The organism is Pseudomonas sp. KH_046_2 (assembly GCF_057838985.1).
Genome location: NZ_CM174480.1, coordinates 293,701 through 305,954, shown reverse-complemented (window position 1 = coordinate 305,954; position 12,254 = coordinate 293,701). Strand labels below are relative to the sequence as shown.

The 12,254-nt window shown below is 59.5% G+C and carries 10 protein-coding genes; 1 reads left to right on the top strand and 9 read right to left on the bottom strand.

What is annotated here, in order from left to right; genetic code table 11:
* Positions 1 to 152: 152 nt before the first annotated feature.
* The 6 genes from AC3IX1_RS01385 to AC3IX1_RS01360 form a co-directional block, all read right to left on the bottom strand.
* Positions 153 to 863 (bottom strand): SDR family NAD(P)-dependent oxidoreductase, encoded by a 711-nt coding sequence (locus AC3IX1_RS01385; protein WP_150726491.1) that lies wholly within the window; start codon positions 861 to 863, stop codon positions 153 to 155.
* A gap of 43 nt (positions 864 to 906) precedes the next feature.
* Positions 907 to 1,563: a DsbA family oxidoreductase gene (locus AC3IX1_RS01380; RefSeq protein ID WP_489386840.1), complete on the bottom strand. Its 657-nt coding sequence runs from the start codon at positions 1,561 to 1,563 to the stop codon at positions 907 to 909.
* Between the two features lie 2 nt (positions 1,564 to 1,565).
* Entirely contained in the window at positions 1,566 to 1,781 is a 216-nt protein-coding gene (locus AC3IX1_RS01375) for a tautomerase family protein (protein ID WP_489386839.1), read from the bottom strand.
* A 219-nt stretch (positions 1,782 to 2,000) separates the two neighbouring features.
* Positions 2,001 to 2,285, bottom strand: coding sequence for a helix-turn-helix domain-containing protein (locus tag AC3IX1_RS01370; protein ID WP_008003166.1), 285 nt, complete (start codon positions 2,283 to 2,285; stop codon positions 2,001 to 2,003).
* Between the two features lie 268 nt (positions 2,286 to 2,553).
* Positions 2,554 to 3,840 carry an OprD family porin gene (locus AC3IX1_RS01365; protein WP_489386838.1) on the bottom strand — a complete coding sequence of 429 codons (1,287 nt, stop codon included), beginning with the start codon at positions 3,838 to 3,840 and terminating at the stop codon, positions 2,554 to 2,556.
* A 262-nt stretch (positions 3,841 to 4,102) separates the two neighbouring features.
* The gene (locus AC3IX1_RS01360) at positions 4,103 to 4,774 is read right to left on the bottom strand and encodes a DsbA family protein (protein WP_489386837.1); all 672 of its coding nucleotides are present in this window, start codon (positions 4,772 to 4,774) and stop codon (positions 4,103 to 4,105) included.
* Between the two features lie 263 nt (positions 4,775 to 5,037).
* On the opposite strand from AC3IX1_RS01360, the gene AC3IX1_RS01355 reads away from it, so the two are divergent.
* Positions 5,038 to 7,131: a TonB-dependent receptor gene (locus AC3IX1_RS01355; RefSeq protein WP_489386836.1), complete on the top strand. Its 2,094-nt coding sequence runs from the start codon at positions 5,038 to 5,040 to the stop codon at positions 7,129 to 7,131.
* A gap of 196 nt (positions 7,132 to 7,327) precedes the next feature.
* Here AC3IX1_RS01355 and AC3IX1_RS01350 read toward each other — a convergent pair whose 3' ends face one another.
* From AC3IX1_RS01350 to AC3IX1_RS01340, 3 genes are all read right to left on the bottom strand, one after another.
* A complete protein-coding gene (locus tag AC3IX1_RS01350; RefSeq protein WP_489386835.1) occupies positions 7,328 to 7,540 on the bottom strand; it encodes a hypothetical protein in 213 nt (70 codons plus the stop codon).
* 244 nt (positions 7,541 to 7,784) lie between these two features.
* Positions 7,785 to 8,891 carry an agmatine deiminase gene (aguA, locus tag AC3IX1_RS01345; RefSeq protein ID WP_489386834.1) on the bottom strand — a complete coding sequence of 369 codons (1,107 nt, stop codon included), beginning with the start codon at positions 8,889 to 8,891 and terminating at the stop codon, positions 7,785 to 7,787.
* Between the two features lie 274 nt (positions 8,892 to 9,165).
* Positions 9,166 to 12,078, bottom strand: coding sequence for an aminotransferase (locus AC3IX1_RS01340; protein ID WP_489386833.1), 2,913 nt, complete (start codon positions 12,076 to 12,078; stop codon positions 9,166 to 9,168).
* Positions 12,079 to 12,254: the final 176 nt, after the last annotated feature.

Below are 12,254 nucleotides of genomic sequence, written 5' to 3'. Positions count from 1 at the left end.
GGTTGGGGCACTCCAAATTTCCCACCGAACTCCAGACCTGCAAAAACCTAACCCCGCCGAAGCTACCGTTCGTCTGGTGCCGGCACCATACAAAACAAAGCCCCTGCAGAAATGCAGGGGCTTTGTTGTTTCCGGGGTTTGAAAACGCGCTTTCAGTGACCCGCGCTCTGACCACCGTCCACGTGCAGGATTTCGCCGGTAACGAACTTGGCGCCGTCCAGATACACGACCGCTTGCGCAATATCATCGATCTCGCCCATGTGCCCGACCGGGTGCAGGTTGCCCAGTGCTGCGTGGGTTTCTTCGCCGTGCATCGGGGTCTTGATGATGCCGGGGCTGACTGCGTTCACCCGAATCCCGCGCTTGGCGTATTCGATGGCCAGGGATTTGGTTGCCGCGTTGAGGCCGCCCTTGGTCAGCGATGCCAGCACCGATGGCACGCCGTCGATGGCGTGGTCCACCAGGCTGGTGGTGATGTTGACGACGTGGCCGCTGCCCTGCTTTTCCATCTCGGCGATGGCGAGTTGGGTGATGTAGAAGAAGCCATTGACGTTCACCGACAACACATTGGCGTAGTCTTCCGCGGTGTACGCGGTGAACGGTTTGGCGATGAAGATCCCGGCGTTGTTGACCAGGGTGTCGATGCGACCGAAACGGGACATCGCTTCACGGATGACGCGCTGGGCAGTTTCCGGCTCGCCGATGTCACCGGCCACGGTGAGAATGTCCGGATCGGTGGACGGCTTGATCGAGCGCGAAGTGGCGACGATCCGGTAACCGAGTTCACGAAAGGCTTTGACCATACCGTCGCCGAGACCTTGGGATGCGCCGGTGATTACGATGACTTTTTTCGAAATGCTCATGATGAAGACCTCTGACAATTAAAAGTGGGGTAGAAATCTGTAATCAGGCTTCGGCCGGGGCGTTCGCCATTTGTCGCAACATCTGTTCGTAGTACTCGACCGATTGCGAACCGGACACCAGGTGGCGACCGTTCAGCACCATGGCCGGGACCGAATTGATGCCGCGCTGCTGGTAGTACGTCTCAAGCTCCCGCACCTCATCGGCGAACGCACCGGACGACAGCACCTCTTGTGCAGTGGCGCCATCCAGCCCCGCTTCAGTCGCCAGACGCACCAGCGCCTGGTGATCACTCGGGTTCTGGCCTTCGCTGAAATAGCCCCGAAGCAGAGCCTTCTTCAGCTCGACCTGCCGTCCTTCCTGCAACGCCCACAGCAACAAACGGTGTGCATCAAAGGTGTTGTAGAAGTGCGTGCGCTTCTCCAGATCGAACTTGAAACCGATGGCCTCGCCGCGAGCGATCTGCATGGCCTTGCCGGCGGCGACGTCGTCGGCCGTTCTCCCGTACTTGCGCATCAAGTGTTCGACCGCTGGCTCACCTTCGGCCGGCATGTCCGGGTTCAACTCGAACGGCTTGTAGGTCAGCTCGACCGAGATTTCTCCTGCCACGTTCTCAATCGCCTGCTCCAGCGCCGTCGCCCCCAGCGCGCACCAGGGGCACACCACATCGGAGATGAAATCGATGGTGACGGAAGACGTCATGACTACCCTTGCGCCTCGGCCAGTTGCTTGCGGTACTGGGTGGTGGTGATTCCGGCGTAACCCCAGTTATCGGTGTCGACTTCCTCGATCACGATGTGGGTCAGGTCAGGGCGTTTATTGAGAACGCGCTCCAGTGTTTCAGTGATCTCGGCAATCACCTGAGCTTTCTGCTCAGTGGTAACGCCATCGCGGGTGATGCGTACGGTTACGAAAGGCATGAGGGCAACTCCAGTGACCTTCCCGTCGGGATGATGGGAGAGGCGTTGGAGATGAATGTATGGGGTTGGCGGGAGGGGATAAAGGTGGGGGCGGGAACTTCATTCGTTACGTGGTGTAATGAGTAAAGGAGAAGGCATACAAAGAACTAGCGCCCATCGAAAGACCTGCTGACTTTCTCAATTTCGGCGATGTGTTGAGAAGGGAGTTTGTCTTCTTAGCTAAATCGCTTGAAGGTCACGCAATGCCTCAGGATGCTGGCTCGCCACACGCAACAGCGTCTGCGCCGCTCCCGTCGGTTGCCGCCGCCCCTGCTCCCAATCCTGCAACGTTCGCAAACTGACTCCAATCAGCTTGGCGAATGCACTTTGAGACACACCGACTTTGGCCCGTGCTTCAGCTGCTGCAGACAACGGCACCTCAGTCACACGCGCGGCTTTGCCTGCTTTCATTTGACGCACAGAATCCAGCAAGTCCTGCTGGAATTGCTCCAGTTCATTGACCATTGCTGATTTCCTCGTGAACATGGGCGGAACTATACGGCATTGCCGTATAGCCGAGCACTCGATTTGAAGCACTAAGACGTGTCGCAATTTCTCACTTTTTGCGACACGTCTTCCGAACATGTCGCCGCGGACGACACGTTCGAAAAACGTGTTACTGAAATCGAGTTTCGGCGACATGAGCAAATCAACAGCACAAAAAAGCCCCGATCCAGTCAGGGCTTCTTCTTTTTTCTCAGCCTGCATCAGGCCTCGATACCACACCCCATCATCAGAAGATATTGATCGGGTAATCCACAAACACTCGCACTTCGTTGCCGCTGACGTTGTACTCGCTCGACTTCTGCGACACGCGCAGGACCGAGCTGCGCAGTTTCACGCTGAGGTCTTTGGCCGGACCGTTTTGGACGACGTATTTGATCTGGTTGAAGATCTCGCGCTCGGTGCCGCCTTCGCTGGTGGAGGTGGTGATGTTGTCGCCGCGCACATAGGCCACGTTGTAGCTCAGGCCCGGTACACCGAAGGTGCTGAAGTCCAGGCCGTAACCGACCTGCCAGCTGCGTTCGTCTTCGGCGTTGAAGTCGGACCAGTAGGAGTTCGCCAGGTAGATGGTGTTGCCACCGTCGCCGACGCGACCTTGATCTTTCTGGTAGCCGCCGTAGGCGTAGCCCAGGTTGCTGTCACCAGTGCTGCGCTGGTGTGCGAGGGTGAACGAGTGCGGGCCGGTGATGAAGGTGGCTGCCAGGCTCCAGATCTTGTTGTCGTCGCCGGTGATACCGTTTTCGCGGACGTAGGAATCGTCCAGCTTGGTGCGGTAGCCGTTGAAGTCCAGGGTCAGGGACTGATCCTTGTCGATCGGGAACACGTAGTTGGCGTTCACGTATTGTTTCTTCAGCACGTCTTCGACGTCGGAAGCGTACAGCGCAGCCTTGAATTGCTCGGTGAACAGGTAGCTACCGCCCAATACGTTGATCGACTTCAAGCCACCGCTGTCACGGCCTTCGGCGCTTTTGCGCGATTCGGCGGTGAAGCGACCGGCGTCGAGCTGCAGGCCTTTGATCTCCTTGGAGGTGATCAGGGTACCGGTGTAGCTTTCCGGCAGCAGGCGCGAGTTGTCGTAGTTCAGCACCGGCAGGGCCGGCATCTGGTCGCCGTAGGTCAGGGTGGTGCTGGACAGGCGGAACTTGATCGCCGCGCCGCCCTTGGACAGGTCGTCCGCCGGTTGGCCGCTGTCGCCCTTTTTGAAAAAATCGATGCCTTGCGCGCCGCTACGGTCTTCGCTGCGCTCCAGGTTCAGTGCGTATAACCCGAAAGCGTCCACACCCACACCCACGGTGCCTTGGGTGAAGCCGGACGAGAACGTACCGATGGCCGCCTGGCCCCACTCGGATTTATCCGGGTTGCCGTCTTTGTAGTCACGGTTCATGTAAGCATTGCGCAGCAGCACTTTGAGGCTGCTGTCTTCAACAAAACCCTTGGATTCGGCCTGGTCGTTCGCCATGGCCTGTGTCGCACTCAACATCCCCAGAGCGATCAGGCTGATTCGCTTGTTCAACATCGTGTTCTTTTCCTTATTTCCGGTTGATACGCGCTGTGTCGAACGGCTGAAACGGCGCTATCGCGCTCTTTTTTCATGACGAAAACAAAAAGGCCCGCCCACGATCTCTCGCGGCGGGCCTTTTTTGTAATTTTTGATCGTGGCGGTCGGCCACAGGCGTTGGGCCGAATCGTAGCTGCGCCCTCAATGATGTGTCAATTTCAGGAATCGTCTAAAAACAGGCGAAAACCGTCTAAGAAATTGCTTTACGCGGCAGGAATAATCAATCAATGCAGCCATCGAGGCCGCAGGCTGCTACGGAAATGGATGATCCCTGATCGGGCAGCGACTGACCCAGCCACTGCGCAAATACCTGGGGTTTGCCCAGCCATGGCCCGATATCGATCAGGGTGAATTGCTCATTGTGCTCAAGCACCAGTGTCGGAAAGCCCTGCCCGCCAACCTTGGCCAGGAAAGCCCGGCTGTTCCTGATATGGCCTTCGGTGTCGGCCGCCCTGAAGGCGCTTTCGAAAGCCTGACGATCCAGCCCCATGCCGTGGGCAAGTTCAAACAGTACCGACTCATCGGCGATGCGGCGCCCCTCCACGTAGTGAGCACTTTGCAAACGCCCCAGCAACTCCAGCCCGCGACCGGCCATTTGCTCGGCAGCCAGCACCGCAGCGATGGGTGGCGCCGAGTCGAACACGGCAGTGTGATCGCGCAGCAAACCTTCGAAATAGGCTTCACCGAACGGCTGCCCGCTGTATTCGGCAATGCGCCGGTCATGGGGCATGACGTAACTGCGCAGTTGTGGCGAAACCTTTTGCCTATTGGCTCCCGTCATCATGCCGCCACCGTGGGCAACCACGGGCAGCACAGCCTGAGCGGCGTGCAGCAGCGGTTTGGCGCCGTAGCACCAACCGCACAAGGGGTCGTAGATGTAATGCAGGATCATGGGAAAGCTCCGACAGAAATTCAGGAAAATTCGATGTCGGCAGGTTAGTGCCGCAGCGGCTGCGGAAAAACGCCGGATTGGCTTTCAGTCTGTTGCTTGAATCGGTCGAATGAATGCGTAGGCCTTTTGTATTAGCTCAGACACAATTCGAAACAATCAAATGAGATAAGTTCTCAATTACAGCTAACAACAGCAAATGACAAGCATTACTATTCGCGACCTCCTACACGCTTCAATCTAAAATCCTACGGATACGCTCTTCAATGCCTGCCCCTTTTCGTCTTGCGCCCTACAGCCTTGGGCTCTCTGCCTTGTTGTCTGCCGGTTTTTCCTACGCTGCACCGACCACCTTACCTGCCACATCGATCAGCGCCGAAGCTGAAGCCGACGACCCGCGCGTGACCCAAACCAACACCGCGACCCGGACCGCCACACCGGTGCGCTACGTGCCACAAGCCATCGACTCGATCAAAACCTCGAACGTGATGGATTACGGCACCAACGATCTGGGCACCGCGCTCAGTGGCATCCCTAACGTCAGCAGCGGCGCCGACACCCGCTTCGACAGCCTGCGCATCCGCGGTTTCGACGCCAGCAACGACTTCTATCTCGATGGCATCCGCGACGACAGCCAATACGTGCGCGACCTGCACAACATCGAACGCATCGACGTTTTAAAAGGCCCCGCCGCCGTTTTGTATGGCCGTGGCAGCCAGGGCGGCATCGTCAACCGGGTGAGCAAACTGCCCGAGTTCGGTCGCCGCTCGACCATTGAAGCCCAGGGTGGAAGCGAAGACTTGCGCAGCCTCTATGCCGACCTCAGCACCGACCCTTCGGAGAACATCAGCCTGCGCCTGAACATGGGCAACATGGATGAGAACAGTTTCCGCGATGGCGTGAGTGGCAATCGCCAGTTGTTCGCGCCCTCGATGAGCTGGCAGCTGACACCCGACCTGAACTGGTTGGTGCAGTACGAATACAGCCGCTACAACCGCACGCCGGATCGCGGCATCCCCGGTGTAAACGGTCGCCCGGCAGACGTGGGACGCGATACGACCTACGGCAGCGAAAACGATTTCATCGACGATAAGGCGCAATCCCTGCGCTCGAAACTCACTTATGAACTGAGCGACAACTGGCAACTGCGCCAGACCCTGGGTGTGTTCAAGCTAAACAGCGATTTCGACAACACCTACCTGTCCGGCTACGTCCCGGCCACCAACAAGGTCACGCGCCAGCACTGGCAGCAGGACCTGAACACTCGAAACGTCTACAACAACGTCGAGCTGGAAGGTGGCTTCGATACCTTTGGCCTGGAGCACCGCCTGCTCACCGGCATCGAAATCGGCAGCCAGCGCCGCGACCCGCTGTTGTACACCGCCGCCACTTCCGGGCCGGGCAGTTCACCGGTACCGGCGCTGGACCTGTACAACCCCGACCGCAATTTGCGTCATACCGGGCGCATGGTGGTGTCGAGCAACACTCACACCGAGGTCGAGAGCCGTGCGGTGTATGTGCAGGATCAATTGCGCCTGAACGATCAATGGCAGTTGCTCGCCGGCCTGCGTTACGACACGTTCGATATCGAATCGACCAACAAGGTGCGCAACATTTCCGAAGACAGTGACAGCCACAGCACCAGCCCCCGCGTTGGCGTGGTCTGGACGCCGCTGCAAAATCACTCCTTCTACGCCTCCTGGAGCAAGACGTTTTCGCCGGTCGGCGGTGGCTTGATTGGCATCACCCCGGGCGCTGCCGGCAACAGCAACGACCTGAGCCCCGAGCTGACCAAGCAGAAGGAAATCGGGGTGAAGAGTGACTGGCTCGACGATCGCCTGAGTACCACGCTGGCCATCTATGAGCTGGAACTCTACAACCGTCGCACCAGCGACCCGAACAACCCGACCATTACCCTGCTCTCCGGTCTGCAACGTTCACGCGGGATCGAGTTGACCGCCGCCGGCAAGATTGCCGGCAACTGGTACGTGCGCGGTGGCGTGGGTCTGCAGGACGCGACGATCGAAAAGGACAACAACGGCCTGGAAGGCAAACGCATCAACAACGTGGCCAAGCACAACGGCAGCCTGTTCCTGACCTGGAAACCGGAAATGGGCTGGTACGCCGAAACCGGTTTGACCCTGGTCGGCGACCGTTATGCCGACAACCTCAACACCACCGTGTTACCGGGCTATGGCCGCTGGGACGCCTTGGCGGGCTTCCGCCAGAAGGATTGGGATTTGCGCGCGGCGCTGAACAATATCAGCGACAAGACGTATTACGAGTCGGCAACCAGTGCATTCCAGATCCAGCCGGGGGCACCGCGTAGCCTGGTGGTGACGGGGACCTACAGTTTCTGACCACCACACAAAACCCTGTGGGAGCGAGCCTGCTCGTGAAAGCGGTGGATCAGTCGACATTTATATTGACTGACCAGGCGCCATCGCGAGCAGGCTCACTCCTACAAGGGGATCGCGGTGATTGCATAAATCTGCGCGCAAAAAAAACGCTGCCATCCCGGCAGCGCTTTTTTTGTTCAATCCGTTGTTGTTCTTCTTATCCTTCCATTACATCCCACAACGCATCCAGTTCCGCTTCGCTGAATAAACCAACAGGGTAACGCTCGATCATCGTCCGGCGCGGATCAGTTTCGCTGATCTGACGCATTCCATTGGACTTGAACCAGTGCGCCAGGATCTGGAGCGATTCGCTGTTTACTGCCAGGGGATGCAACGCCTTTTCGCCCACAACATTCACTTCGGCGTTCATTTCAGCGCTCTCTCCCGGTTTGTGAGCGGCTAACTTATCCAAGGTTTATGACAGAACATCGAAGTCCTCCCCCTCCCCGAGTTACAACAGCAGAGATACAAGAGCTGTGCCAAGGTTTCTGAAGTGTGTCCTTATAGTTACAAAAAAGCCCGCAGGCCTGTAGGGCCGCGGGCTCCGTGCAATGCGGGTGGCTGATCGACAGCCGGAGAAATTTCGCAATCAACTCAAGCTGTTACGGCTTCACTCACTCCTTGTGCGGCGCGGGTTGTTGCTGGGTAAGGCAGTGAATATTGCCGCCCCCCAGTAACAGTTCGCGACCAGGCACCATCACCACTTCATGCTGTGGGAACAGGTTCTGCAAGATTTCCTTTGCCGGGCCATCCTGCGGGTCGTCAAAGCTCGGCGCGATGATGCCGCCGTTGACGATCAGGAAGTTCACGTAGGAACCGGCCAGACGAACAGTCGGATTGCGCTCCTGCGTACCATCGACCGGATCGACACCGGCGCACTCTTGCTCGGTCGCAAACAGCGGACCCGGGATCGGCATCTTGTGCACCGTGAACGGGCGGCCCTTGGCGTCGGTGCTGTTTTGCAGCACTTTCATCGCCGCCTGGCAACGCGGGTAGTTCGGGTCCTGCGGATCATCGGTCCAGGCCAGCAACACTTCACCCGGGCGCACGTAGCAGCAGAAGTTATCCACATGGCCATCGGTTTCGTCGTTGAACAAGCCATCCGGCAGCCAGATGATTTTATCCACAGCCAGGTTCGCACTCAGGACCGCTTCGATTTCCCCGCGATTCATGTGCGGGTTGCGATTGCGGTTGAGCAGGCATTCTTCGGTGGTGATCAGGGTGCCTTCGCCGTCGACGTGAATCGAACCGCCTTCAAGCACGAAGCCTTCGGTGCGGTAGCGCGGGCTGCGCTCGATCTCGAGGATCTTGCCGCCGACCTGCGAGTCACGGTTCCACGGCGAATACAGGCCGCCGTCAAAACCGCCCCACGAATTGAAGTCCCAGTTCACGCCACGGACTTCACCCTTGTTATTGATGACAAAGGTCGGGCCGGTGTCGCGAACCCAGGCGTCGTCGCTGGACATTTCCACCACACGGATATTCGGCACGTCCAGACGGGCACGGGCGTTTTCGTACTGGCCGGCGGAAACTGCCACGGTCACTGGCTCGAAACGGGCGATGGCCTTGGCCACTGCCACGTGAGCGGCTTGTGCCGGCTTGCCACCCAGGCGCCAGTTGTCCGGGCGCTCGGGCCAGATCATCCAGGTCTGGGTTTGCGGTGCCCATTCGGCTGGCATGTAGAAGCCGTCGGCGCGAGGGGTGCTGTTCAACGTGGTCATGGCTCAGGACTCCGGAGTGACATTGATACCTGACAGAAATGGAAGCGCATTGGTACACGCCGTGGACTGGCTACTTTATATCCGATAAATATCGGCTTTTAAAGCACCTTACATCCAGCGTTACAAAAACAGTTGATAAAAAGCCGATATCAATCGAACTAAAAGCACCATCCATGTGGGAGCGAGCCTGCTCGCGATAGGGTCGTGTCAGTCAACAGAGACTTCGACTATCAGACCGCTTCGCGAGCAGGCTCGCTCCCACAGGGGGGGGTGTTTACAGCCCTTCTGCGAGCACCTTCGACAGCATGTCGACGAAGAAATCCACGCTCTGGCGCGAGGTGACCATCGGCGGCTTGATCTTGAGGATGTTCAGATAATCGCCGGTCGGCTGCATGAAGATCCCCAGTTCACGCAAGCGGTCGCACAATGCGGTGGTTTCTTCGGTGGCCGGCTCCAGGGTTTCGCGGTTGCGGATCAGTTCGACGCCCAGGTAAAAACCGGAACCGTGCACCGCGCCCACTAACGGATGAATATCGATCAACGCTTCGAGGCGCTTCTTGAAGTGCCCGCCAACGACCTGGGCGTTCTCCCAGAGTTTTTCCTCTTCCATCACATCCAGCACGGCCATGCCGACCTGGCAACTGACCGGGCTGCCACCGGCGGACGAGAAGAAGTAACCCTCGGCCTCCAGCGCCTCGGCGATTTCCCGGCGGGTGATGACCGCGCCCAGTGGCTGGCCGTTGCCCATGCCCTTGGCCATGGTGATGATGTCCGGCACCACACCCTGCTCTTCGAAGCCCCAGAAGAAATCGCCCATGCGCCCGTAGCCCACCTGCACTTCGTCGGCGATGCACACACCGCCCCGGTCCCGGACCATGGCATAGACTTGTTTCAAATAGCCTGGGGGCAGCGAGATACCGCCGGCATTGCCGTACACCGGTTCGCAGATGAAACCGGCCAACTGGCGTTTCTGCTCGGCGATTTTCGCCAGGTTGTGTTCGACGCTGCGCACATAATCCGGCGCGCTGTCGGGGCCACGGAATTCACCGCGATAGGTGTTTGGCGCGGTCACCGGGTGCACCCAGTCCGGGCGGCTGCTCAACGCCTTGGGGTTGTCGGCGATCGAGGTCGACACCGAATCCGCGCCCACCGTCCAGCCGTGATAGGCCTCCAGCACGCTGAGCATGTCGCGGCCACCGCTGTAGGCCCACGCCAGTCGAATCGCCAGGTCATTGGCCTCGCTACCGCTGTTGACCAGGAACACCCGGTCCATGCCGTCAGGGGACAGCTTCAGCAACCGCTCGGAGAACTCGGCCACGGCTGCGTAGTTGAAGCGCGAGTTGGTGTTGAGCAACGACCACTGGCGACTGGCAACCGCCGCCATGCGCGGGTGACCATGGCCCAATACCGCAACGTTGTTGAGCATGTCGAGGTAGGAACGGCCCTGCATGTCGATCAAATGGTTGCGCCAGCCGCGTTCGATGCGCGGCGGGTCGACGTAATAGTGTTTTTGCGTGCGGGCGAAGCTGGCATCGCGCCGGGCCAGCAAGGTCGGCCCATCGAGCTCGGCTTCGGCGTCACAGGCCAGCCCCAGCAACGCTGCCGGTGATGGACACAGCGCTTGCCAGGCCGCCGCGCGCGAAGGAGTACAGAACAACGGCGCATTGATCGACGCGCCACGGCACAACTGCACGATCAATGGCCCGCCGACCGAACCCAGTACCTGACCTTTGACCAGTGCCGCGCCGTTGTGCAGCGACGGCGTGACGCCCCAAAGCCGCACACTCAATTGCGGGCCGTCCAGTTGCAGCACGCCCGCCGATGGGTAGTGCACCACCCCGGCAAACGGCGCTTCGACCGCCGTGCCCTGAGGCACACGCAACTCGACGTGCAACGGGCAAGTGTCCGGTTCAGCGGCGCTGTCCGGGCGGGTGTGGGACAGGCGGTATTGTCCGTAACGACTGGCCGCCAGGCCATGTGCCGCGGCCGCTTCATCCAGCAGACGCTGATCGACGCCCTCCTGCTCCCAATTCCCGGCCTCGAAATGCGGACTGAGCACGCCCAGGTCGATCAGCGCGAACTCACGCCCCACCAGGCTCGGCAACAGCGGCGCGAAGCCTTCGCTGCCGATGGTGGGCAGGTTCTGGCCGACGGCGGTGAGGATCGCCGCTTCCATCAACGCCAACGGCACCGACGTGGCCACACGGAAGATTTCCCATTCATGGACCAGGTTGTCGCGGCTGTAGGCATTGCCCGGATCGATACTGACCTGCTGTTCGCCACTGAGCACCAACACCGCCGCGCGGGCGACGATCAGCGGCCACAGCGCCAGCAGTTCTTCGTGTTGCAACGGGTTGACCGCGTGATAGGCCTGGATTGCCGGCAAAATGCAGAACGGATCGCCCTCGCCATGATGCAGCAGCGCGGCGCAGGTCACCGACAGATCGGTAATGCGCCAGGTGCGCACCAGGTCGCCGAAATCGATCACGCCTTGCAACTGCCAATGGCGCTGCGCATCGCGCTGCCACACCACGTTGTCGTCGGTGATGTCCATGTGAATGGCCTGCACCGGCAGTTTGTCCTGCAGTGGCTGTAAATGCTGCTCGGCTTGCGCCGACGCTTCGAGGATCAGTTTGCGTTGGGCTTCATCCTTGACCACCGGCAGCAAGTGCGCGATCAGGGCGTGAGCATGGCGGGCGTCCCACTGCAGGGTTCGCACCAGGCCCGGATGGTCGAAATCCGCCAGGGCCAGGTCCATTTCACCGCATAGGCAACCGAAGCCGGACACCACCGTCGGGTTGAAATGGCCGAGGCTCGTCAGCGGCTGGCCTTCGATGTAGTCGAGCAGGCGAACGTGCACCGCCTGGCCACCCACGTCCAGCGACAGCAGGTCTGCACCGTTTTTCGCCGCGATAACACGCGGCACATGGACATCGGGATGTTCGCCCAGATGCCTGAGCCCGGCATGTTGTGCTTGAAGCTCCAGTACCGAGTAGTCGCCACGGCAGATTTTCAGGACGAAACGTCCCCGCTCGCTGTCGACGCGGTAGTTCAGGTCTTGCTGGCTGCCCAAGGCGTGCAACCTGCCGCTGAACCCGTAATGTTCCTCCAGCAGCCCTAGCGCTTGCTCCGCAGACACCTGCGGGCTGGGCAAACTGGCGCGATGAATCAACGTGGCGAGCGGCATACAACGACCCCTGAAATTTTATTAGGCGCCTATATCGCCACTGGTTCGGGCGATACGCAACCCCCCGGAGCCGGTAATGGTCATTTGCAGGGGCTGGAACAGGCCGGTAGATTTTTACTTGGGCACTCGCCCCGGTCGGCGCTTTGCGCAAGAATGACGGCCATTCAACGCACACT

What these genes read in the sequence shown, in the direction of transcription:
- AC3IX1_RS01385 (WP_150726491.1), bottom strand. Translation starts at nt 863, where the DNA reads ATGAGCATTTCGAAAAAAGTCATCGTAATCACCGGCGCATCCCAAGGT.
- AC3IX1_RS01380 (WP_489386840.1), bottom strand. Translation starts at nt 1,563, where the DNA reads ATGACGTCTTCCGTCACCATCGATTTCATCTCCGATGTGGTGTGCCCC.
- AC3IX1_RS01375 (WP_489386839.1), bottom strand. Translation starts at nt 1,781, where the DNA reads ATGCCTTTCGTAACCGTACGCATCACCCGCGATGGCGTTACCACTGAG.
- AC3IX1_RS01370 (WP_008003166.1), bottom strand. Translation starts at nt 2,285, where the DNA reads ATGGTCAATGAACTGGAGCAATTCCAGCAGGACTTGCTGGATTCTGTG.
- AC3IX1_RS01365 (WP_489386838.1), bottom strand. Translation starts at nt 3,840, where the DNA reads ATGTTGAACAAGCGAATCAGCCTGATCGCTCTGGGGATGTTGAGTGCG.
- AC3IX1_RS01360 (WP_489386837.1), bottom strand. Translation starts at nt 4,774, where the DNA reads ATGATCCTGCATTACATCTACGACCCCTTGTGCGGTTGGTGCTACGGC.
- AC3IX1_RS01355 (WP_489386836.1), top strand. Translation starts at nt 5,038, where the DNA reads ATGCCTGCCCCTTTTCGTCTTGCGCCCTACAGCCTTGGGCTCTCTGCC.
- AC3IX1_RS01350 (WP_489386835.1), bottom strand. Translation starts at nt 7,540, where the DNA reads ATGAACGCCGAAGTGAATGTTGTGGGCGAAAAGGCGTTGCATCCCCTG.
- aguA (WP_489386834.1), bottom strand. Translation starts at nt 8,891, where the DNA reads ATGACCACGTTGAACAGCACCCCTCGCGCCGACGGCTTCTACATGCCA.
- AC3IX1_RS01340 (WP_489386833.1), bottom strand. Translation starts at nt 12,078, where the DNA reads ATGCCGCTCGCCACGTTGATTCATCGCGCCAGTTTGCCCAGCCCGCAG.